20 protein-coding genes are annotated in these 21,027 nt (G+C 67.5%); 9 read left to right on the top strand and 11 right to left on the bottom strand.

Features of this window, described 5'->3' with window-relative positions; genetic code table 11:
* The first annotated feature begins 56 nt into the window (after positions 1 to 56).
* Positions 57 to 1,640, top strand: coding sequence for a phytoene desaturase family protein (locus tag AC5P5X_RS02375; protein WP_062606189.1), 1,584 nt, complete (start codon positions 57 to 59; stop codon positions 1,638 to 1,640).
* 139 nt (positions 1,641 to 1,779) lie between these two features.
* Here AC5P5X_RS02375 and AC5P5X_RS02370 read toward each other — a convergent pair whose 3' ends face one another.
* The 7 genes from AC5P5X_RS02370 to AC5P5X_RS02340 form a co-directional block, all read right to left on the bottom strand.
* On the bottom strand, positions 1,780 to 2,454 hold the full coding sequence (locus AC5P5X_RS02370; RefSeq protein ID WP_005410509.1) for a rhomboid family intramembrane serine protease: 675 nt from the start codon (positions 2,452 to 2,454) through the stop codon (positions 1,780 to 1,782).
* A gap of 93 nt (positions 2,455 to 2,547) precedes the next feature.
* Positions 2,548 to 2,976 (bottom strand): MGMT family protein, encoded by a 429-nt coding sequence (locus AC5P5X_RS02365; protein ID WP_371105605.1) that lies wholly within the window; start codon positions 2,974 to 2,976, stop codon positions 2,548 to 2,550.
* Entirely contained in the window at positions 2,883 to 3,803 is a 921-nt protein-coding gene (locus AC5P5X_RS02360; protein WP_012480911.1) for a DMT family transporter, read from the bottom strand. Before AC5P5X_RS02360 ends, AC5P5X_RS02365 begins: the two co-directional genes overlap by 94 nt.
* A gap of 118 nt (positions 3,804 to 3,921) precedes the next feature.
* A complete protein-coding gene (gene gorA / locus AC5P5X_RS02355; RefSeq protein WP_005410512.1) occupies positions 3,922 to 5,280 on the bottom strand; it encodes a glutathione-disulfide reductase in 1,359 nt (452 codons plus the stop codon).
* Positions 5,277 to 6,527 (bottom strand): NAD(P)/FAD-dependent oxidoreductase, encoded by a 1,251-nt coding sequence (locus AC5P5X_RS02350; RefSeq protein ID WP_012480913.1) that lies wholly within the window; start codon positions 6,525 to 6,527, stop codon positions 5,277 to 5,279. Before AC5P5X_RS02350 ends, gorA begins: the two co-directional genes overlap by 4 nt.
* Positions 6,528 to 6,530: 3 nt before the next feature.
* Positions 6,531 to 7,775: a DUF418 domain-containing protein gene (locus tag AC5P5X_RS02345; RefSeq protein ID WP_024956344.1), complete on the bottom strand. Its 1,245-nt coding sequence runs from the start codon at positions 7,773 to 7,775 to the stop codon at positions 6,531 to 6,533.
* 99 nt (positions 7,776 to 7,874) lie between these two features.
* Complete coding sequence (locus AC5P5X_RS02340) at positions 7,875 to 8,357, bottom strand: FKBP-type peptidyl-prolyl cis-trans isomerase (RefSeq protein WP_012480915.1); 483 nt, start codon at positions 8,355 to 8,357, stop codon at positions 7,875 to 7,877.
* A 73-nt stretch (positions 8,358 to 8,430) separates the two neighbouring features.
* Here AC5P5X_RS02340 and AC5P5X_RS02335 point away from each other — a divergent pair, with 73 nt between their 5' ends.
* Together AC5P5X_RS02335 and AC5P5X_RS02330 are read left to right on the top strand one after the other, a co-directional pair.
* Positions 8,431 to 9,009: a C40 family peptidase gene (locus AC5P5X_RS02335; RefSeq protein WP_012480916.1), complete on the top strand. Its 579-nt coding sequence runs from the start codon at positions 8,431 to 8,433 to the stop codon at positions 9,007 to 9,009.
* A 131-nt stretch (positions 9,010 to 9,140) separates the two neighbouring features.
* A complete protein-coding gene (locus tag AC5P5X_RS02330; protein WP_005410517.1) occupies positions 9,141 to 9,914 on the top strand; it encodes a C40 family peptidase in 774 nt (257 codons plus the stop codon).
* Between the two features lie 313 nt (positions 9,915 to 10,227).
* Here AC5P5X_RS02330 and AC5P5X_RS02325 read toward each other — a convergent pair whose 3' ends face one another.
* Positions 10,228 to 11,562 (bottom strand): dicarboxylate/amino acid:cation symporter, encoded by a 1,335-nt coding sequence (locus AC5P5X_RS02325; protein WP_005410518.1) that lies wholly within the window; start codon positions 11,560 to 11,562, stop codon positions 10,228 to 10,230.
* 153 nt (positions 11,563 to 11,715) lie between these two features.
* Here AC5P5X_RS02325 and AC5P5X_RS02320 point away from each other — a divergent pair, with 153 nt between their 5' ends.
* The 5 genes from AC5P5X_RS02320 to AC5P5X_RS02300 all read left to right on the top strand — a co-directional run bounded on the left by AC5P5X_RS02320 (position 11,716) and on the right by AC5P5X_RS02300 (position 16,956).
* Entirely contained in the window at positions 11,716 to 13,422 is a 1,707-nt protein-coding gene (locus tag AC5P5X_RS02320) for an alkaline phosphatase (RefSeq protein ID WP_062606158.1), read from the top strand.
* Positions 13,419 to 13,964, top strand: coding sequence for a WG repeat-containing protein (locus AC5P5X_RS02315; protein WP_062606151.1), 546 nt, complete (start codon positions 13,419 to 13,421; stop codon positions 13,962 to 13,964). Before AC5P5X_RS02320 ends, AC5P5X_RS02315 begins: the two co-directional genes overlap by 4 nt.
* Before the next feature lie 540 nt (positions 13,965 to 14,504).
* A complete protein-coding gene (gene tilS, locus AC5P5X_RS02310; RefSeq protein WP_172711823.1) occupies positions 14,505 to 15,791 on the top strand; it encodes a tRNA lysidine(34) synthetase TilS in 1,287 nt (428 codons plus the stop codon).
* A gap of 36 nt (positions 15,792 to 15,827) precedes the next feature.
* Positions 15,828 to 16,088 (top strand): exodeoxyribonuclease VII small subunit, encoded by a 261-nt coding sequence (locus AC5P5X_RS02305; RefSeq protein ID WP_005410522.1) that lies wholly within the window; start codon positions 15,828 to 15,830, stop codon positions 16,086 to 16,088.
* Positions 16,078 to 16,956 carry a polyprenyl synthetase family protein gene (locus AC5P5X_RS02300; RefSeq protein ID WP_033835318.1) on the top strand — a complete coding sequence of 293 codons (879 nt, stop codon included), beginning with the start codon at positions 16,078 to 16,080 and terminating at the stop codon, positions 16,954 to 16,956. The genes AC5P5X_RS02305 and AC5P5X_RS02300 overlap by 11 nt, the downstream gene beginning before the upstream one ends.
* Positions 16,957 to 17,037: 81 nt before the next feature.
* On the opposite strand, the gene AC5P5X_RS02295 is transcribed toward AC5P5X_RS02300, so the two are convergent.
* Together AC5P5X_RS02295 and pmbA are read right to left on the bottom strand one after the other, a co-directional pair.
* Positions 17,038 to 17,412, bottom strand: a complete 375-nt coding sequence (locus tag AC5P5X_RS02295) for a DUF4870 domain-containing protein (RefSeq protein WP_005410524.1) — start codon at positions 17,410 to 17,412, stop codon at positions 17,038 to 17,040.
* A gap of 87 nt (positions 17,413 to 17,499) precedes the next feature.
* Complete coding sequence (pmbA, locus tag AC5P5X_RS02290; protein WP_099484059.1) at positions 17,500 to 18,867, bottom strand: metalloprotease PmbA; 1,368 nt, start codon at positions 18,865 to 18,867, stop codon at positions 17,500 to 17,502.
* 68 nt (positions 18,868 to 18,935) lie between these two features.
* Between pmbA and yjgA the strand changes: the two genes are divergently transcribed.
* Entirely contained in the window at positions 18,936 to 19,523 is a 588-nt protein-coding gene (yjgA, locus tag AC5P5X_RS02285; protein ID WP_005414121.1) for a ribosome biogenesis factor YjgA, read from the top strand.
* 41 nt (positions 19,524 to 19,564) lie between these two features.
* On the opposite strand, the gene tldD is transcribed toward yjgA, so the two are convergent.
* Positions 19,565 to 21,010, bottom strand: a complete 1,446-nt coding sequence (gene tldD, locus AC5P5X_RS02280; RefSeq protein WP_005410527.1) for a metalloprotease TldD — start codon at positions 21,008 to 21,010, stop codon at positions 19,565 to 19,567.
* Positions 21,011 to 21,027 lie beyond the last annotated feature (17 nt).

Below are 21,027 nucleotides of genomic sequence, written 5' to 3'. Positions count from 1 at the left end.
CTGGTCCCGTGCCAATTGCGACTTAATCCCCTCCGTCCCTTTTTTCAGAGGTGCTGATGTCCTGGGATGCAATCATCATCGGGGGTGGCCACAACGGTCTGGTCTGTGCGGCCTATCTGGCGAAGGCCGGCAAGAACGTGCTGGTCCTTGAACGGCGCGGCGTGCTCGGCGGAGCGGCGGTCACCGAGGAGTTCCATCCCGGCTTCCGCAACTCGGTGGCGTCGTACACGGTGTCGCTGTTGCAACCGAAGGTGATCGAAGACCTGCAACTGCATGCGCATGGGCTGCGCATTGTCACGCGCCCGGCCAACAACTTCCTGCCATTGCCCGACGACCGCTACCTGTTGTCGGCACCTGGCCGCACCCAGGCCGAAGTCGCTGGATTCTCCGCTCGGGATGCACAGCGCCTGCCAGCGTACGAAGCACGCCTGGAGATCTTCGCCGATGTACTGCGCGCGTGGGCTCTCCGCGCGCCACCGGACATCGGCGTCGCCGGCGGCTGGCGCGGCCTGCCCGCACTTTGGCAGATGGGGAAGCTCGGCCGCGAACTGGCGGCGCTGGATGCACCGCTGCGGCAGGAGCTGCTGGACCTGTTCACTCTGTCGGCGGCGGAATACCTGGACCGCTGGTTCGAGAGCGAGCCGATCAAGGCGCTGTTCGGCTTCGATGGCATCGTCGGCAACTATGCCAGTCCATACACACCGGGCAGCGCCTACGTGTTGCTGCATCACGTGTTCGGCCAGTGCAATGGCGTGAAGGGTGCATGGGGCCATGCGATGGGTGGCATGGGCGCGATCAGCCAGGCCATCGCCAGCGCCGCGCGCGAGGCCGGGGCCGAACTGCGCGTGGATGCCGGCGTGCGACGGATACTGACCGAACAGGGCCGCACCGTGGGGGTGGAACTGGCCAACGGCGAAACCCTGCGTGCACGCGCGGTGGTCGCCAACGTCAATCCGAAGCTGCTGTACGAACAGCTGCTGGAGCCGGCGCAGGTACCGGCTGCCACACGCGAACGCATGACGAACTGGCGCTGCGGTTCCGGCACCTTCCGGATGAACGTGGCGCTGTCGCGGCTGCCGGAGTTCCGCGCCCTGCCCGGTCCGGGCGATCACCTCAGCGCCGGCATCATCATGGCACCCAGCCTGGACTACATGGATCGCGCCTGGCTGGATGCGCGCCGCGACGGTTGGTCGCGCGAACCGATCGTGGAAATGCTGATACCCAGTACGCTGGACGATTCACTGGCACCGCCCGGGCAGCATGTGGCCAGCCTGTTCTGCCAGCATGTGGCGCCGGTACTTCCTGATGGGCGTCACTGGGATGACCACCGCGAGACGGTAGCCGACCTGATGATCGCTACCGTTGAACGCTATGCGCCCGGCTTCGCTGACAGCGTGCTCGGTCGTCAGGTGCTGTCCCCGCTCGATCTGGAACGCACCTTCGGCCTGGTCGGCGGCGACATCTTCCACGGCGCACTGAGCGCCAACCAGTTGTTCTCGGCGCGGCCGATGGTCGGCCAGGCCGGCTATCGCGGCGCCCTTCCCGGCCTGTATCTGTGTGGGTCGGGTACCCATCCCGGCGGTGGTGTTACCGGTGCACCGGGGCACAATGCGGCGCAGGTGGTGCTGCGGGACCTGTAGCGGTGTGCCGACCAACGGTCGGCACCTGGGCGTCAAGTGATCCCATTCAAAGCGTGCCAACCAAGGTTGGCACCTACCCGCGTGGGAAAAGGTGTGCCGACCAACGGTCGGCACCTACGGCGTCAAATGATCCTTCGGATCATTTGACGCTGCGCAGATGGTTCGGGCGCTTCGGTGGGCCGGGCGGGCGGCGCTTGTTGAACGGCGGCTGCCCGCGCCAGTAACGGATCAGCAACCAGCCGAACAGCATGCCGCCCAGGTGCGCGAAATGGGCCACGCCCGGCTGCCAGCCGGTCATGCCCAGCACCAGTTCGCCCACGCCGAACAGGATCACGAAGGTCCGCGCCTTCATCGGGATCGGCGGGAACAGCAGCATCACCCGCTGGTTGGGAAACAGCATGCCGTAGGCCAGCAGCAGGCCAAACACGCCACCGGAGGCGCCCAGCACCGTCGCCGGGTTTTCCAGCAGCGTGCCCACCAGCAGCTGGCAGACGCCTGCACCAGCCACGCACACCAGGTAATACAGCAGGAAGCGCTTCTCGCCCCAGGTCTGCTCCAGCGGCGCGCCGAACATGAAGACCGCCAGCATGTTGAAGAACAGGTGGCCGAAGCTGCCATGCAGGAAGCCATAGGTCAGCAGCTGCCACGGCTGGAAGTTGCCGCCCGGCGAGAACGCATCGAAGCCCTGCTGCAGCGGTTGCAGCATGAACGGCTCGAAGGTCTGCATGCCGAGCAGGAACGGCTGCTGCAGCAGGAACAGGATCGCATTGGCGATCAGCAGGGCCTTGGTGACGGTTGGCAGTCGCGGGAACATGGGAGTACCGGCATGGAACGGCCTCCATCATAGCCGCAGCACCGTGTCTTGTTGGCGGCCCTCAGGTCCGGCCTGTTCAGTCGCCAGCGGTGCTCAGCCCGGGCCCCACACAGCGGCATCCAGTGCCGCTGCCGGATCAGCCGCCGGCATCCGCACCCGGCCGTTCTCCACCACCACGCCCTCCGCGCGCAACCGCTGTGACTGCTCGCGCCATCCGGCCGACCCTTCTTCCATGGCGATGCGCCCATCCGAGCGCAGCACGCGGTGCCAGGGCAGGTCCGGGTCGTCGTTCTGGCCCAGGATGCGCGCGGTCAGGCGTGCACGCCCGGGCAGGCCCGCGCGCATCGCCACCTGGCCGTAGCCCATCACCTGCCCCACGGGGATCGCGCGGATCACCGCCAGGATGCGCGCACGCGCCTGCTCCGGCGTCAGCGCCGCAGGCGGGTCACCAGCAGAACGCCGATCAGCACCAGCACGGTGCCGGCGATCTGCGCCGGCCCCATCGGTTCGTCGAGCAGCCATAGGCTCATCACGATGGTGGAAACAGGGCCCAGCATACCGACCTGCGCGGCCAGCGACGAACCCACGCGCTGCACCGCCAGCATGATCGCCAGCACCGGCAGCACCGTGCACACGGTGGCATTGACCAGCGACAGCCATTGCACTGGCGCCGGTGCCTGCCACAGCAACGGCAGCGGATGGGTCACCGCGAAATGCAGCAGCACCAGCACGCTGGCCACGCAGCTGGCATAGGCGGTCAACCGCACCGCGCCGATGCGTGCGACCACCTGCCCACTGCCGAACAGGTACAGCGCGTAGCTGAGCGCACTGCCCAGTACCAGCAGGCTGCCGACGATGATCTGCCCGCCCTCGCGCTGCAGATCGTGGCCGAAGGCGAGCAGCACGCCGAGGTAACTCAGCACCAGCGCGCCGATCTGCCACCGACCCGGCCGCTGGCGCGTCAGCAGCACGTTGATCAGCAGCACCAGGGTCGGGTTCAAGTAAAGAATCAGGCGCTCAAGGGTCACGCTGATGTACTGCAGGCCCTGGAAGTCGAGCAGACTGGACAGGTAGTAGCCGGTGAAGCCCAGCCACAAAACGCGGGCACGGTCGGCCCAGGTCAGCGGCTCGGCCCGGCGCGCGGCCCACAGTGCCATCAGCACGAACAGCGGTAGCGCCATCAGCATGCGCAGGGCGAGCAGCGTGGTGGCATCCACGCCGTGACGCAGTCCGAGCTTGACGATGATGGCCTTGCCGGAGGCGGCGATGGCGCCGATGGCGGCCAGGCCGATGCCTCCCAGCGCGATGCGTGGGGAAGCGGTGGCGATACGGGAAGCGGGGCTGGACATCAGGACGACGGCGGGCCGCACGGGGCGGCCAGGGAAGGCGTAAGGGCGTCCATTGTCGCATGGGTGCGCCTGGTGACCTGGAGAGCCGAGCCTGCGCTCGGCTCTAAAACCGTCCAGCTCAGCGCATCAGCACGACTTCCTCGGCCGAGGTCGGGTGGATCGCCACGGTGTCGTCGAACTGGGCCTTGGTCGCGCCCATCTTCACCGCCACCGCAAACCCCTGCAGGATCTCGTCGGCCGCTTCGCCCAGCAGGTGGATGCCCACCACCCGTTCTTCCGGACCAGCACAGACCATCTTGAACAGGCTGCGCTGGGTGCCATTGGCCAGCCCCTGCAGCATCGGACGGAAACGGCTGTGGTAGACGCTCACCTGATCGAACCGTGCGCGCGCCTCTTCTTCGCTCATGCCCACCGCGCCCAGCGGTGGATGCGAGAACACCACGCTGGCCACGTTCTCGTAATCCATCTTCGACTGCGGGCGGCCACCGAACAGGCGGTCCATCAGCCGCCGCGAAGCGGCCACCGCCACCGGGGTCAGGCCGACCTTGCCAGCGATGTCGCCCACCGCGTGCACGCTCGGCACACACGTGGTCTGCCATTCGTCCACCTGCACCTGCTGGTGTTCGCCGATACCGATGCCGAGCGCTTCCAGGCCCAGATCGCGGCTGTTGCCACGGCGGCCGGTGGCAAAGAACACCGCGTCGAACACGCTGTCGAGCGGGCCATCATGGCCGAATGCACGTACGCGTTCGCCATCGCGCTGCAGTTCGCGCAGGCGATAGCCGAAATGGATGCGCACGCCCTGCTGCTTCAGGTTCTCGGCCAGCTGATCGGTCAGCTCGTAATCGAAGCGATCCAGCAGCCGCTGGCCACGCACCAGCAGGCTCACCTTGCTGCCCAGTGCCTGCAGCAGGCCGGCCAGCTCCACCGCGATGTAACCGCCACCGATGATCGCCACCTCGGCCGGTGCCGCGCGCAGATCGAAGAAATCATCGGAGACCAGGCCCAGTTCGGCACCGGGGATGTCAGGCCGCAGCGGGTGCGCGCCGGTGGCGATCAGGATGTGTTCAGCGCTGTAACGCACGCCATCGCTGCAGGCCACGGTATGCGCATCGAGCAGATGACCGCGCGCCGGAATGCGCACCACGCCGGTTTCGTCCAGGCGCTTGTGGTAGCTGGTGTGGATGTTGCTGATGTAGGCCTGGCGATGGATCACCAGCTCCTTCCACGACAATGCCGGGCGTGCCTTGACATCGAAACCCATCGCACTGGCCAGGCCGATGCGCTCGTGCAGGTCGGCCGCCAGCCACATGGCCTTCTTCGGCACGCAGCCGACGTTGACGCAGGTCCCGCCCAGTTCACCAGGCTCCAGCAGCGCCACGCGCTTGCCGTGCTGCGCGGCGCGGATCGCGCCAGCCAGGCCGGCGGAACCACCGCCAAGGACGATCAGGTCGTAATCATAGGGTGCAGTGCTCATCGGAATCGCTCGGGTCGGTAAGGGGCAGGATCGATCGCCGGCGTGCGGCCGCAGACGAGATCGGCGATCAGCTGGCCGGTGCCGGCGCTCATGCTGATGCCGAGCATGCCATGCCCCGCTGCAAGCCAGACGTGAGGATGCGCGGGCGCGCGGCCGATCAACGGCACGTCGTCCACGCTCATGGGGCGCCACCCGCACCACTGCTCCTGCAGCCGCGCACCACGTGGCGCGCGCAGGTAGTGGTCGGCGGCCTGCTGCAAGGCCTGCAGGCGGGTCGTGCGCAGCTGCGGATCGGCACCGGCGAATTCCATGGTGCCGCCCAGCCGCAGCGCTTCGCGCCAGGCGATCACGAACACGGAATGGTCCTTCAGCACGACTGGACGCTGCGGCACCTGCGCCGGTCGTGACCAGGTCAGCGAGTAGCCCTTGCCGGGTTGGATCGGCACGCGCAGATCCAGTTGCCGCGCCCAGCGCGGTGACCACGGCCCGGTCGCCAGCACCAGCTCGCGCGCCTGCAGCATGCGTTCACCGGCACGCACGCGCACACCCTGCGCGTCGGCGCTGAAAACCTCCACGTCCGACTGTTCTTCGATCACCACGCCCTGTGCGCGCAGCACGCGCGCCAGTTCGGCGGTGTAGCGGTCCGGACGCAGCTGGGCATCGCCGGGGAAGTGGATCGCACCGGCAAGGCGATCATGGAACGCCGGATTGTCGCGCGCGTAGTCGGTGCCATCGATGCGCGCCGAGGCAATGCCCTGTGCGTTCAGCGCCTCACACTCGGCAGCGTGGTGATCGAAATTGCGGGCGTCACCGAACACATAGTCCAGACCGCGCGCCTCGAACTCGCAGTCCAGCGCATGCGTCTGCACCCACTGCGCCAGGCGCAGCCGTGAATCATTCAACAATGCGCCGCGTGCCCGCGTGGCGTGCAGCCAGTCGCGTGCGTTGCAGCGCGCCCCGAACTGCAGCAGCCAGCGCCACAATGCTGGGTCCAGGCGTGTACGCACGTACAGCGGCGCACGCGGATCGAGCATCCAGCGCAGCGCGCGCAACGGCACGCCGGGCGCTGCCAGCGGTGGCGCGTGGCTGGGGGTGATGGTGCCGCAGTTGCCATGCGAAGTCGCGCCGCCGACACGCCCACGGTCGATCACGCGTACCTGCCGGCCCTGTGCACGCAGCGCGAGTGCGGCAGCCAGTCCAATGGCACCGGCGCCGACCACGATCACATCCTCGCGCGCGCCCTGCATCGATCAGCCCTGGCCGGCCTCGCGCCGCATCGGCGGCCACTGCCGATAGGTCATCGCGCGCCACAGCCATTCCATCGGCCCAAAGCGGAAGCGGCGCAGCCATACGTGCGAGATGCCCACCTGCACGGTGAACAGCAGCAGCGCGAACATCAACTGCACGCTGCGTGGCATCGTTTCGAACGCGCCCAGGCCGTAGTGGTAGAACAGCCAGGTGCACAGCAGCGACTGGCCGAGGTAATGGGTCAACGCCATGCGCCCGACCGGCGCCAGCCAGCCCAGCCGCGCGCGGCAGTGTACGATCCAGGCCAGGTAACCCAGGCACATCGGCAGGCCGCCGATCGTCACCAACGCCATCGCCGCCGTAACCGGCAGATCGTAAGCGCCCGGCGCCAGATACGGCTTCCAGGCAACACCCAGCAGCGTGACCAGCAGGCCGAAGGGCAGCGCCCCCCAACGCAACACCGCATACAGCCGCGGGAAGCGATCCGGCGTGGCCAGCGCGCCGCTGCCGGCAAACCAGCTGCCGATCAGGAACATGCCCAGCACTTCCGGGCCGGTGATCAGCATCGCCCCCATCGACGTGCCGAACTCGCTCAGCCGCTGCGCATTGGCCTGCATCCAGCTGCCCTGCCCGTACACCAGGCGCTGCAGATCGATGCTCTGCTGCGCGTCGGTGAGCATCTTCCGCACGTCCTCCGCCGAAGCCATCGACACCATCGCGCCGACCAGCAGCATCATCGCCACACCGCCGAGATAGACCGTTACACCCATCCACGGCAGCCAGCTGCGCGGCGCCTCGCGGCAGGCCAGCAACGGCAACGAGACCAACGCGTACATCACCAGGATGTCGCCGGACCAGACCAGCAGCGCGTGGCACAGGCCGATCAGCAGCAGGCCAGCGCTGCGGCGCAGGTAGAACGGGGTGAAGTCACGCCCGGCCGCCTCGGCGCGCTGCGCCATCACCGCGAAGCCGGCGCCGAAGAGCAACGAGAACAGGGTGAAGAACTTCCCCTGCACGAATACGTAGACAAAGGCATCGGCCCAGTAGTCGATACCCTGCCAATGCACGTCGATGCCGGTGAAGGCCAGGTCCAGCGGTCCGCTGAAGGCCTCGATGTTCATCAGCAGGATGCCCAGCAGCGCAGCACCGCGCAGCACGTCCAGCACGGCGATGCGTTCGCCGGAAGCCACCGGCTGCAGGGAAGGAGAAGCGGCGTTCACGGGGCGTCCGTCGGGCAGGTCCGCCATTATGCCGCCGGCCCGCGTGCCATGGATGGCCGCGCCGTGTTCCAGAAACGCAATGGCCCGCCGAAGCGGGCCGTTGCTGCCATCATGATCGCGCTGCGATCAGTGGTGGTGACCGCCGTCGCCGTGGACGTGGCCGTGGTCGATCTCTTCCTTGCCGGCTTCGCGCACATCGACGATTTCCACGTCGAAGTGCAGGTCCTTGCCAGCCATCGGATGGTTCAGGTCGACGTCGACGACGCTCATGCCGACCTTCTGCACGGTCACCGCACGCGGGCCGAAGTTGGTCTGCAGCACGACCTGCTGGCCCGGAGCCAGCTTGGTGTTGCCGAAATGCTTCTTCGGCACGCGCTGGGACAGGCCCTCGCGGCGCTCGCCGTAGGCATCGGCTGCGTTGACGTCAACGCTGAAGGTCGCGCCGGCTTCCTTGTCCATCATGGCGTTTTCCAGGCCCGGGATGATGTTGCCGTGGCCGATCAGGATCGCCAGCGGCTCGCCGCGGTCCTTGGACGATTCGATCGGCTCCTGGCCGACTTCGGAAACGGTGTAGTGGAAGCGGACAACGCGGTCTTTTTCGATCTTCATGCGCAACTCTGTCTGGATCTGCCGGAGGCAGGCGGGTTGGGGCGGGTTGTCGCCCGGCGGGGACGCCGCCATCATGACGGCCAATCCCAAGGTGGCGCATTATCCGGAGAACATGCACATCACGCCAGTTTCGTCCGGCCTGCGCCGGCTCCTCGCCCCGGCCCTGCTGCTGGCCCTGCCCGTGCTGATGACCGCCTGCGGCGGCGGCAAGGCCACCCGCCCCGCTCCGCCCCCGCCGACCGCGAACTGGCCGAAGACCGTGCCGGACAACCCCGAGGCGGCCAACTCGGTGCTGATGCGTGCCATCAGCCTGGTCGGCACCCCCTACCGCTATGGCGGCAACACCCCGGATTCCGGCTTCGACTGCAGCGGCCTGGTGGCCTATGTCTATCGCGAGATGCTGGACCTGAAACTGCCGCGCACCTCGCGCGACCTGGCGGCGGTACAGGGTCCGAAGATCGATCCGCAGCGCCTGGCCACCGGCGACCTGGTGTTCTTCGGCAGCCGCGGCAGCGTCACCCATGTCGGTATCTATGTCGGTGAAGGGCGTTTCGTGCATGCGCCGAGCACCGGCGGCACCGTGCGCCTCGACTCGATCAGCGGTCCCTACTGGAAGGACCACTACACAGGGGCGAAACGCGTCCTTCGCTAAAATGAACAGGCGATATGTTCAAAACTGTGACGAACATCACCATGCAACTAACGAATTACTAACGGAATTTTTAACTTATCCGCGCTTTTACAGGGCATGATGCCCCATCGTTTTTTTCCTGTGACCGACGCGTGACGACTGACGACCTGAAAAGCGAAGGCCAGACTTCCGTATCTTCACGTAGTGCCCGCCCGCTGTTGCTTGGCCTGGCACTGTGTCTGACCAGCCTTCCGGCCTGGTCGCAGACTGCTCCGAACCGTTCCGATGTGAGCCCGGCCCCGGTGGCCGAGAGCACCGCCCGACCGGCCGCCAAGGCCGAGGCTGCCGCTCCGCAACGCAGCCGCGTCGACGCCGCCGCCAGCGCTACCCTGGCCGCCCTGCTGCCTCACCTGGCCGCCAACGACACCATTCCGCTGATGGACCGCTCGGCCGTGGTGGCCGGTGACCTCAGCCGCCTCCTCGCCAACTACGACACCAGCAGCGCTGCCAATGGCAGCGTTGTCGGCACCGCGGCCGACAATGGCAAGGTGCAGTCGCTGCTGCGTCGCGCGATGACCCTGCTGGGCACCCCATACCGTTGGGGCGGCAGCAACCCGGACAGCGGCTTCGACTGCAGTGGTCTGGTCGGCTACGTGTTCCGCTCGGCCCTGGGCATTGAGCTGCCGCGCGTCTCGCGCGAAATGGCACACGACGACAACGCCGAACTGATCAACGACCGCACCGCGCTGGCCGCCGGTGACCTGGTGTTCTTCGGCCGCAAGGGCCGCGTCGATCACGTCGGCATCTATGTGGGTGATGGCCGCTTCCTGCACGCACCGAGCTCGGGCAAGGACGTGCGCGTGGACACCCTGCTCAGCGGCTACTGGGGCAACAAGTTCATGCAGGCCCGCCGGGTCGATCTCTGATCTGACACCACGCCGCCTGACACGAGAAAGCCGCTGCCCTGCAGCGGCTTTTTTGTTAGGCCCGCGCAATGGTGGGTAGCTGCCGATCTTGGTCGGCACCGCCTTCATCCACGCATGGCGTGGATCTACCGACCTCTGGTGGGTACTGACCTTTGGTGGGTACTGACCTTTGGTGGGTGCCGACCGTTGGTGGGCACCGCCTCCATCCACGCATGGCGTGGTTCTACCAGACCCGGCATGACCGCCACCGCCCCAGCCAGCTCCCAAACAAAAAGCCCGCCGTTCAGGGCGGGCCTTTCGTCTCCACACACCCTCAGCCGCGTGGCGGCGTCGGATCGGGGTCGTCCACACCCACATTGCTGGACGGATTGTCATACACCGCCTGGTCGAGCAGCCCGGTTTCCTTGGCCACGATCACCGGCACCAGCATCTGGCCGGTCACGTTCGTCATCGTGCGCATCATGTCGAGGATGCGGTCGATGGCATACAGGTAGCCGATCGTCTCCAACGGCAGGTTGGCCGCGCTCAGCACCACCGTAGCCATGATCACCGCGGTACCCGGAACACCGGCCGTACCGAAGCTGCCCAGCACCGAGGCAATCAGCACCACCACGTACTGTTCAGGGGTCAGCGGCACACCGCTGTACTGCGCGATGAACACCGCGCACAGCGCCGGGTAGATGGCACCGCAGCCGTCCATCTTGATGCTGGCGCCCAGCGGCACCGCAAACGAACCGTAGTCCTTGTTCACGCCCAGGTTGTGGGTGATCGAACGCAGTGCCACCGGCATCGCCGCGAAGCTGGAAGAGCTGACGAACGCAACCTGCATGCCCGGCGCCGCACCACGGAAGAACTTCAGCGGGTTCAGTCCGTGCGCCAACAGCAGTGCGCTGTAGACCACCACGATGTGCAGGGCGCAGGCCACGTACAGGGCCAGCACGAAATGCCCCAGCGGCAGCAGCTTCTCGAACCCGTAGCTGCCGACCAGACCGGCGATCAGGCCAAAGGTGCCGATCGGGGTGACTTCCAGCACGAAGCGGGTCACCTGGATCATGATGTCGCTCATCTGGCCGACCAGCTTGCGCGCCTCGGTCACCTTCTCGCCGAGCTTGACGATGGCGAAGCCGACCAGGCCAGCGAAGAAGATGACCGGCAGGATCGAGCCACGGCCGGCGGCCAGCACGGTTTCGCCGGCCGCGTTGACCTTGGTGCCGATACCAGACAGCGCATAGAAGACATTGGCCGGTACCACGTCCAGCAGCACCTGCACCACGCTGGGCACTTCGCGCGGCACGTAATTGCTGGCCATCGTCAGCTGCAGGCCACCGGCGCCGGGCTGCAGCACGGTGCCCACGCCCAGTCCGACGCACACCGCCAACGCAGCAGTGATCACGAACCACAGGAAGGTGCGGCCACTGAGCGCGGCAACCGACTTCTGGCCGTGCAGCGAGGAGATCGCATTGATGACCGCGAAGAACACCAGCGGCACGGCGATCATCTTGATCAGGGTGACGTACAGCTCGCCAAGCGGGCCGAACCACGTTTCCGCGGCCGGGCCGAGCGCCCAGCCGGCCAGCGCGCCGAGCACGAAGCCACCGACCACGCGCTGCCAGAATGGAATCCGCAGCCAGGCAGAGACCAGCTTCATAGGCAATCCAGAGGGAAGGAAGGGATGCTGGCACGATAGCCCATCAACGGCTGGGGAACGACCGCCCGACCGGCAAATCAGTGTGTCATCGGCGTGCCTTGCGAGGGCGGGCATAATGAACGTCCCGTTACAGTTTGTGAGATCCCAGCGTCCATGCGCCGTTCCGTCTCCCTGTTGGCCGCCTGCGCCACCACCCTGCTGCTGGGCGCCTGCGCCAGCACCCCCCCCGCCACTGCCCCGGCCAGCCTCAAGGTCGCCGTCGACCCCGTCGCCCACCCGGCCGGCGAGACCCCGCAGTGGTGGTACCGCAGTGGCGCCGCCCAGGCCGCCGCCAACGGTGCGATGTCCGGCAAGGCCAAGAACGTCATCCTGTTCCTCGGCGACGGCATGAGCCTGACCACCGTGGCCGCCTCGCGCATCTACGAGGGCCAGCAGAAGGGTGGCTCCGGTGAAGAGAACCTGTTGTCCTGGGAGCGCTTCCCGGCCACGGCATTCAGCAAGACCTACAACACCGATTCGCAGACGCCCGATTCGGCCGGCACCATGACCGCCATCACCACCGGCGTGAAGACCCACATGGGTGCGATCGGCGTCAGCGCCGGCAGCCGCACCGACTGTGCCGACAGCCTGTCCAAGGGCCTGCTGACCTGGCTGCAGCTGGCCGACAGCGCCGGTCTGGCTACCGGCGTGGTCTCCACCGCGCGCCTGACCCATGCCACCCCGGCCGCCACCTACGCGCACTCGCCCGAGCGCAACTGGGAAAACGACACCGACCTGACCGAAGCGGCCAAGGCGGCCGGCTGCAAGGACATCGCCCAGCAGCTGCTGTCGACCTCACGCTATGGTCGCGGCCCCCTGGTCGCCCTCGGTGGCGGCCGCGGTGAATTCACCACCGTGGAAGAGCGCGATCCGGAATACGACGACAAGGTCGGCCAGCGCCTGGATGGCCGCAGCCTGGTGCAGGAATGGCAGCAGGCGCACCCGCAGGGTGCCTACGTGTGGAACAGCAAGCAGCTGGCCGCCGCCGCCAACGCACCGGCCATCCTCGGCCTGTTCGAGCCGGACCACATGCGCTACGAGTACGAGCGCCCGCAGGATCCGGGCGGCGAGCCGAGCCTGGCCGAACTGACTGCCGCAGCGATCAAGAATCTGTCGAAGCACCAGGAAGGCTACGTGCTGATGATCGAAGGCGCGCGCATCGATCACGCCAACCACAGCGGCAATGCCTACCGTGCACTGACCGAGACCGTGGCCCTGTCCGACGCAGTGCGCGTGGCCAACGAACTGACCTCCGCCGACGACACCCTGATCATCGTCACCGCCGACCACTCGCACACGCTGAATTTCGTCGGCTACCCGGCACGTGGCAACCCGATCCTGGGCAAGGTCAAGGACAAGGGCGGCGAAGACGGCGCCGGCAAGCTGGACTACGCCCTGGACGGCACCGGCCAGCCGTACACCACGCTGAGCTACGCCAACGGCCCGGGCCATACCGGCAGCAGCAACCAGCAGCCGGCCGGCCCGAAGCGTTACCCGCACAACCCGAGCAGCTTCGAACCGGCCAACGGCCGCCCGAACCTGCGCGAGGTCGACACCGAGCATCCGGACTACATGCAGGAAGCGCTGGTGCCGATGAAGTCCGAATCGCACGGTGGCGAGGACGTCGGCATCTGGGCACGCGGCCCGGGCAGCAAGGCGATCCGCGGCACGCTGGAACAGAACGCGATCTATCACATGATCGTGCAGGCCACCCCGGCCCTGCGCGAGCGCCTGTGCCAGGCCGGCACCTGCGATGACAAGGGCGTGCCGGTGCAGCTGCCGGCACCGACCGCGTTCGAGCGCAAGGCCGAGGCCAAGTGATCGCACGGGAGGCCCGCCCTGACGCTGCCAGCGGCCGCTTCGCGCGGTCGCTGGCCCTGCTTGGCATGCTGGTCAGCGCCACTGCAGCGGCACAGGCACCGGCATGCAAGCTGCTGACCGACGAACACGGGTTGTGGCCACTGCCCAACTGCGAGGTGATCGATCACCGGCCGAAGATCAGTGCCGACACGCTGAAGGCCCTGAATTACGACGACCACGGCCTGGCAGTGGTGTACGCCGACCAGGGTTTCCACTACGTCGACCGCAAGGGCCGCAGCCTGCCGGTGCTGACCTGGGACAACGGCCCGGAAACGCCGCAGGAAGGCCTGCTGCGCGCCCGCGTAGGCAACCGCGTGGGTTACTTCGACCTGACGTTCCGCCAGGTGGTGCCCGGCACCTTCGATTTCGCATGGCCGTTCCAGGACGGCGTGGCCGAGGTCTGCAATGGTTGCCGTCGTGGTACGCCGGATGCCGATGGCCACACGCCGATGGAAGGCGGAGAGTGGTTCCGCATCGACCGTTCGGGTCGTCGGGTGAAGTAGGGTTTTCGGCAGGGCTGCCCCCTGCACCTGCAGACGCCAAAGCAAGATCAAAAGCGGCTCTGGTTTTCTGTGAGTTGGGTGGGGCGGTGTGGGTGGGCAGGACACGCCGTAAACCCATCCCTGGGGGCTCGATGGCGCCATCCATGGCGCCAACGGTCCTGCCCACCCACACCGCCCCACCCCCGACAGTTTTCCGGTGACGGTTGGACCATCCACGCTTTGCGTGGATCGTATCTGTCAGATATCGAATTGAATCCGGGGTCAGATCCGTTTTCCGCAGGAAAACGGATCTGACCCCATGAGCAACCCGACAGTTCGCAGGAAACTGTCGAAGGCGGGGTGGGTCCGGTTGCGGGAGTGTCCGCGGCATGGATGCCGCGGCCAAGCCCCCAGGGACGGGTTTACGGCGTCTCCCGCAACCGGACCCACCCCGCCAACCTTCAGGAAACCAGCTTCTGCCGTTGCTGTTGCTGTTGCTCTGGCTCGTAGCGGGTGCAGGGCGCAGCCCTGCCAAGTAAACCCCACCCTATACTTGCCACCGTGACTGCCTTCCCTGCCCTCGTTCCGCTGGATGCGCCGCTGCTGGTGGGCTACAGCGGTGGCGTCGACTCCACCGTGCTGCTGCACTGGCTGTGGCGCTGCGCGCAGACTTCCGGCACCGCCCTGCGCGCGGTGCACGTGCATCACGGCCTGCAACCCGATGCGGATGACTGGGTGCTGCACTGCCGGCAGCAATGCGACGCCTGGGGCATTGAGCTGGCCGTGCACCGCGTGCAGGTCGAGAACGGCACAGGCCTGGGCACCGAAGGTGCCGCGCGACAGGCACGACGCGCCGCGTTCGCGGCTGAGCTGCGCGAAGGCGAAACGCTGGCGCTGGCGCAGCACCAGGACGACCAGGCCGAGACCTTCCTGTTGCGCGCCCTGCGCGCTTCTGGCGTCGATGGCCTGGCGGCGATGTCCACGCACAGCCGCCTTGGCGAACATCCCTTCTGGCGCCCGCTGCTGGCGGTACCACGCAGTGCACTGCTCGACTACGCGCGCCAGCACGTGCTGCGCTGGATCGAAGACCCCAGCAACGCGGAAGACCACGCCGATCGCAACTTCCTGCGCCTGCAGGTGTTGCCGTTGCTGCGCCAGCGCTGGCCGCATGCGGCTGCAGCATTGGCGGGCAGCGCGACGCATTGCCGGCAGACCCGCGAACTGCTGGACGAGGAAGACGCCGAGCTGATCGCGCATCTGGAAGTGGCACCGCGCGTGCTGTCACTGGAACTGCTGCGCCAGATGTCGCCGCGCCGCGCAGCACGCGTGCTGCGCGCGTGGGTGCTGGGCCATGATGCGGCACCGTTGCCGGCCTCGGTGTTGCAGCAGGCGCTGGAGGAGCTATTGCCGGCCGACACCGACCGCCAGGCGCGTGTGCGCTGGCAGCAGCACGTGATCCAGCAATGGCGCGACCACGCCTATCTGCTGCCGGCCCGGCTGCCCTCGCTGCCCCTCGACTGGCAGGCCGAGTGGGATGGCCGTGCACCGCTGCCATTGCCCGACGGTGGCCAGCTGAGCCTGCTGGGCGCCGGCGCTTTCGAACAGCCACTGCAGGTCCGTGCACGCGTGGGCGGCGAGCGCATCCTGCTGCAGGGTCGCCAGCATTCGCACGCGCTGAAGGACTGCCTGCAGCGCGAGCACCTCGCCCCCTGGCGACGCGCGCAGCTGCCGTTGATCTTCGATGGCCCGCAGTTGCTGGCCGCCGCCGACGTGGTCATCGCCGCGCCCTTGCAGGCCTGGTTGCAGGCCAACGAGGCACAGCTGCGGTGGCGTCCCGGCGGCTGGTGAATTGACCCCCGCGCGCGGCCCGTCCACACTTGCCGCATGGCCAAGAAGTCCCCCGAAAACGCCTCCCCCGTCGCCCAGTTCGAGCAGTCGCTCGAATCGCTGGAGCAGCTGGTGGAACAGATGGAAACCGGCGAGCTGAGCCTGGAAGCTTCGCTCAGTGCTTACGAGCGTGGTGTCGGTCTGTACCGCCAGTGCCAGCAGGCGCTGGAGCAGGCCGAACTGCGCGTGCGCCTGCTCAGTGATCCGGCGCAGCCGGAAGCCTCCGAGCCCTTCGACCCGCCCAGCCATGACGGCTGAGGTTCTGTTCGCGCGCTGGCGCGACCGTATCGAAAGCCAGCTCGATGCCGCCCTGCCCTCGCCTGCCGAGGCGCCGCAGCGCCTGCACCAGGCCATGCGCTATTCGGTGCTGGGTGGCGGCAAGCGCATGCGGCCCCTGCTGGTCTACGCCAGTGGTCACCTGTTCGGTGCGCAGCCGGAAAGCCTGGATGCGGCGGCCATGTCCGTCGAGCTGATCCATGCCTATTCGCTGGTGCATGACGACCTTCCGGCGATGGATGACGACGCCCTGCGTCGCGGCAAGCCCACCACCCACGTCGCCTTCGACGAAGCCACCGCGATCCTTGCTGGCGACGCCCTGCAGACCCGCGCCTTCGGCCTGCTGGCCGATGCGCCGCTGCCGGCCACGTTGCGCGTGGCCTGCCTGCAGACCCTGGCCCACGCCTCCGGCGCGTCCGGCATGTGTGGCGGCCAGGCGCTGGACATCGATGCCACCGGCCAGCAGCAGACGCTGGCGGCGCTGACCCGCATGCACGCGCTGAAGACCGGCGCGCTGATCCGCGCGGCAGTGCGCATGGGCGCGCTGTGCGGCCAGGCCCACGAACCGCAGCTGGCCCAGCTCGACAGTTTCGCCGATGCACTCGGCCTGGCCTTCCAGGTCCGCGATGACATCCTCGATGTCGAAGCCAGTTCCGAACAGCTGGGCAAGACTGCCGGCAAGGACCAGGCGCAGGACAAGAGCACCTTCCCCGCCCTGCTTGGCATGGACGGCGCAAAGGCCCAGCTGCACGAGCTCGCAGCGCGCATGCAGTCGATCCTGGCCGGGTATGGCGAGGAAGCCGACGCGCTGCGCGCGCTGGCGACGCTGGCGGTGGAACGCGATCACTGATCGCTGCACGCGGCCCGGCATTCCCCGCACACGAAAACGCCCGGCAGTGCCGGGCGTTTTCAGTTCCGCGTGCGGACGATCCTACTTGATCAGGCGCAGCGCGAACGGGTAGCGATAGGCTTCGCCGTTGTTGGCCTTGACCGCAGCGATGATGCTGAACACCAGGCTGATGATGCCGACGATCGGGGCCAGGAACACGCCGATGATCACGATGGTGAGGATCATGCTGATGACCATGGCGATGGTCACGGTGATCTGGAAGTTCAGGGCTTCCTTGGCCTGGTCGGTCACGAAGGCCTTGCCAGCATCGTCCTTGTTGATCAGCCAGATGATCAGCGCGCCGATGAAGCCGGTGAAGATGCCCAGCAGGTGCGCGGCCAGGGCCATGGTGCGCTGGTCGGCCGGAACGTCGGCGGTGGCCGGTGGCGGCGGCGGGACGTTATCGAATTCACTCACGACAAAACTCCTTTTCATTGGGTGGTCTTGACCAACCAGCACCCAGCTGATTGCGTCAGGCGGGCATAGCTTACGCCATCGACGGCATCAATCATTACCTGCGATGGTCATCCGCCCCAACAGGATCGAACCGGTCCGGATGTGCGAGCGGGGATCGACGTCGCTGCCGACCGCCTCGATGCTGCTGAACATCTCGCGCAGGTTGCCGGCGATGGTGATGCCGTCCACCGGGTACTGGATCTCGCCGTTCTCGACCCGGAAGCCACCCGCGCCACGCGAATAGTCGCCGGTCACGCCGTTCACGCCCTGCCCCATCAGCTCGGTCACCAGCAGGCCATCGCCCATCTGCCGCGCGATGTCCTGCAGCGGGCCGGCATTGGCCGCCAACTGCAGGTTGTGCACGCCACCGGCGTTGGCGGTGGTCTGCAGGCCCAGCTTGCGTGCCGAGTAGCTGCCAAGCACATAGCGCTGCAGCACGCCGTCCCGGACCAGAGCCGAGGCCCGGGTGGCCACGCCGTCGCCATCGAAGGCTGCCGAGCGCAGGCCACGGCGCAGGTGCGGCAGCTCCTCGATCTGCATCCAGTCCGGGAACAGGCGTTGGCCAACGCTGTCCAGCAGGAAGCTTGCCTGGCGATACAGAGCACCGCCGGACACCGCCGACAGCAGGTGCCCGACCAGGCTGCGCGCCACTTCCGGGGCGAACAGCACCGGCATGCTGCCGGTGGCCAGCGATCGTGGCTGCAGGCGGGCGACAGTACGCTCGGCGGCACGACGTCCGACCAGGCCGACGTCCTCCAGGTCCTCGCGAGCCAGCGCACTGGTGTACCAGCCGTCACGCTGCATGCCATCGCCCTGCCCGGCGATCAGCGCACAACCGACCGAATGGTGGGTGCCGCGCTCACGGCCGATGAAACCATGCGAATTGGCATAGACCGACAGGCTCTGCATGCTCGACACCGAGGCGCCGTCGGAATTGCGGATCTGCGCATCGGCCTCACGGCCTGCGGCTTCGCAAGCCAGGGCCAGGTCCACCGCCTCGTCGGCCTGCAGCGCCCACGGGTGCCAGCCGTCCAGGTCCGGGAAGTGGGTGGCCATCAGGGCCGCTTCGGCCAGGCCGGCGGCCGCGTCATCTTCGGTATGCCGGGCGATGGCACAGGCCTGCTCGACCGTGGCCGCCAGGCTGGCCTCGTTCAGGTCGCCGGTGCTGGCGCTGCCCTTGCGTTGGCCGAAATACACAGTGACGGCGATGCCGCGGTCGCGGGTGGACTGCACGGTTTCGACCTCGCCGAGGCGGACATTCACCTCCAGTCCACGGTCTTCGCTGCAGCTGACTTCAGCCTGGCTGGCGCCCAGCGCGCGGGCGCGGTCGAGCAGCTGCTGGGAGAGGTCGGCCAGCCGTTCCAGCCGGGCCGGGCTGTCGTCGCCGACGGCGGCTTCAGGGGCGATCACGTTCAATGCTTTATCCTGTACGGGTTGGGCCCGGCATCACGCCGGGCGACTTTTTTTGAAATCAGGTATGGACGATGCGCGGACGCGACGAAGAAACCGGTGAATTCCACGACAAGAGCCGCAGCCAGAACCGGCGCGACGCGCTCGACGTCCTGGCCCTGGGCGAAAAACTGGTGTCGCTGACACCGGCCCAGCTGGCGCGCCTGCCGATCCCGGAAGACCTGCTGCCGCACATCGCCGAGTGCAAGCGCATCACCGCGCACATCGCCCACAAGCGCCAGCTGGCGTTCCTGGCCAAGCACATGCGCCGCGAAGAAGAAGCCACGCTGGATGCGATCCGCGATGCGCTGGATGCCAACAGCGAAACCGGCCGCCGCGAAGTGGCGATGATGCACCGCGTGGAAGACTGGCGCGAGCGCCTGCTGGCCGAAGGTGACAAGGCGCTGGCCGCCCTGCTGGACGATTACCCGCAGGCCGACCGCCAGCAACTGCGCACGCTGGTGCGCAATGCGCAGGCCGAGAAGGCGAAGAACAAGCCGCCGCGTGCCTATCGCGAGATCTACCAGGTGCTGCGCGCACTGATGCTGCCGGCGGCGCTCGGCCTGAAGGCCAGCGCCGAAGACGCTGGCCACGTCGAAGCCGACGAGGCCGACGAGGACTGAGCCCGCGCTGGAGCGGGCGGTGGCGCTGGCCATCGCCCGGCTCAGGCCTGGGTACCGCCGACGGTGATGCCCTCGATCAACAGCGACGGCTGGCCGACACCCACCGGCACGCTCTGCCCGTCCTTGCCACAGATACCCACGCCCTCGTCCAGGGCCAGGTCGTTGCCGACCATCCGCACCTTCTGCATGGTTTCCGGACCGTTGCCGATCAGGGTCGCCCCCTTCACCGGCGCGGTGATGCGGCCATCCTCGATCAGGTAGGCCTCGGTGGCCGAGAACACGTACTTGCCGCTGGTGATGTCGACCTGGCCGCCGCCGAAGTTCACTGCATACAGGCCCTTCTTCACCGAGCGGATCATTTCCTGCGGGTCGTGCTGGCCGGCGCGCATGTAGGTATTGGTCATGCGCGGCATGGTCAGGTGCGCGAACGATTCGCGACGCCCGTTGCCGGTCGGTGCCATGCCCATCAGGCGTGCGTTGAGGCTGTCCTGCATGTAGCCGACCAGGATGCCGTCCTCGATCAGCGTGGTGCACTGGCTCGGGTGGCCTTCGTCGTCGATGTTGAGCGAACCGCGACGCCCGTCCAGGGTTCCATCGTCGACGATGGTCACGCCCGGTGCCGCCACGCGTTCGCCGATGCGGCCGGCGTACACGCTGGTGCCTTTGCGGTTGAAGTCGCCTTCCAGGCCGTGGCCGACCGCTTCATGCAGCAGCACGCCGGGCCAGCCAGGTCCCAGTACCACCGGCATCACGCCGGCCGGCGCCGGCACGGCGTCCAGGTTCACCAGCGCCTGGCGCAGGGCCTCGCGCGCAAACGCTTCCGGGCGGCCATCAGCGAACAGTTCCCCGTAGCCATAGCGGCCACCGCCACCGGCATAGCCCGACTCGCGGCGGCCGTTGTGTTCGACGATCACCTGCACGTTCAGGCGCACCAGCGGGCGCACGTCAGCGCCCAGCACGCCGTCGCTGCGCGCGATGAGCACCGTGTCCACGCCGCCGGACAGGCTCACCATCACCTGCTTCACGCGCGGGTCGGCGGCACGCAGGTAGCCGTCCAGGCGCTTCAGCACCTCGACCTTTGCCTCGTTGCCGACGCCATCGATGGGATCCAGCGCCGGATACAGCGCGCGTGAATTGCCGCGCAGCAGCGAGCGCCCGGACTGCGCGCCACCCTCGCGCGAAATCGCACGCGCCGACTGCGCCGCGGCCAGCAGCGCGTCGGCATGGATGTCGTCGGAGTAGGCGAATCCGGTCTTCTCGCCGGACATCGCCCGTACGCCCACGCCTTGCTCGATGGAATGGGCACCGTCCTTGACGATGCCGTCTTCCACGCTCCAGCTCTCGCGGCGGGCGTGCTGGAAATAGAGGTCGCCGAAGTCCACACCGGGGCCGAGCAGCTGGCCGAAGGTGCGCTCCAGGCCATCGGTATCCAGCCCGCCGGGGCGCAGCAGGCGATCTTGGGCAAGCGTCAGGGCGATATCAGTCATGGTTCTCGATCTGGGGG

The sequence above is a fragment of the Stenotrophomonas sp. YJH_SMC_91 genome (genome assembly GCF_059368495.1).
Note: the sequence above shows the minus strand (reverse complement) of the source record. Positions and strands in the feature narration are given on the sequence as shown.

What these genes read in the sequence shown, in the direction of transcription:
- AC5P5X_RS02335 (WP_012480916.1), top strand. Translation starts at nt 8,431, where the DNA reads ATGACGGCCAATCCCAAGGTGGCGCATTATCCGGAGAACATGCACATC.
- gorA (WP_005410512.1), bottom strand. Translation starts at nt 5,280, where the DNA reads ATGAGCACTGCACCCTATGATTACGACCTGATCGTCCTTGGCGGTGGT.
- AC5P5X_RS02350 (WP_012480913.1), bottom strand. Translation starts at nt 6,527, where the DNA reads ATGCAGGGCGCGCGCGAGGATGTGATCGTGGTCGGCGCCGGTGCCATT.
- AC5P5X_RS02320 (WP_062606158.1), top strand. Translation starts at nt 11,716, where the DNA reads ATGCGCCGTTCCGTCTCCCTGTTGGCCGCCTGCGCCACCACCCTGCTG.
- AC5P5X_RS02375 (WP_062606189.1), top strand. Translation starts at nt 57, where the DNA reads ATGTCCTGGGATGCAATCATCATCGGGGGTGGCCACAACGGTCTGGTC.
- AC5P5X_RS02360 (WP_012480911.1), bottom strand. Translation starts at nt 3,803, where the DNA reads ATGTCCAGCCCCGCTTCCCGTATCGCCACCGCTTCCCCACGCATCGCG.
- tldD (WP_005410527.1), bottom strand. Translation starts at nt 21,010, where the DNA reads ATGACTGATATCGCCCTGACGCTTGCCCAAGATCGCCTGCTGCGCCCC.
- AC5P5X_RS02325 (WP_005410518.1), bottom strand. Translation starts at nt 11,562, where the DNA reads ATGAAGCTGGTCTCTGCCTGGCTGCGGATTCCATTCTGGCAGCGCGTG.
- AC5P5X_RS02370 (WP_005410509.1), bottom strand. Translation starts at nt 2,454, where the DNA reads ATGTTCCCGCGACTGCCAACCGTCACCAAGGCCCTGCTGATCGCCAAT.
- AC5P5X_RS02365 (WP_371105605.1), bottom strand. Translation starts at nt 2,976, where the DNA reads ATGGCTGCTCGACGAACCGATGGGGCCGGCGCAGATCGCCGGCACCGT.
- AC5P5X_RS02305 (WP_005410522.1), top strand. Translation starts at nt 15,828, where the DNA reads ATGGCCAAGAAGTCCCCCGAAAACGCCTCCCCCGTCGCCCAGTTCGAG.
- yjgA (WP_005414121.1), top strand. Translation starts at nt 18,936, where the DNA reads ATGCGCGGACGCGACGAAGAAACCGGTGAATTCCACGACAAGAGCCGC.
- AC5P5X_RS02300 (WP_033835318.1), top strand. Translation starts at nt 16,078, where the DNA reads ATGACGGCTGAGGTTCTGTTCGCGCGCTGGCGCGACCGTATCGAAAGC.
- AC5P5X_RS02340 (WP_012480915.1), bottom strand. Translation starts at nt 8,357, where the DNA reads ATGAAGATCGAAAAAGACCGCGTTGTCCGCTTCCACTACACCGTTTCC.
- AC5P5X_RS02345 (WP_024956344.1), bottom strand. Translation starts at nt 7,775, where the DNA reads ATGGCGGACCTGCCCGACGGACGCCCCGTGAACGCCGCTTCTCCTTCC.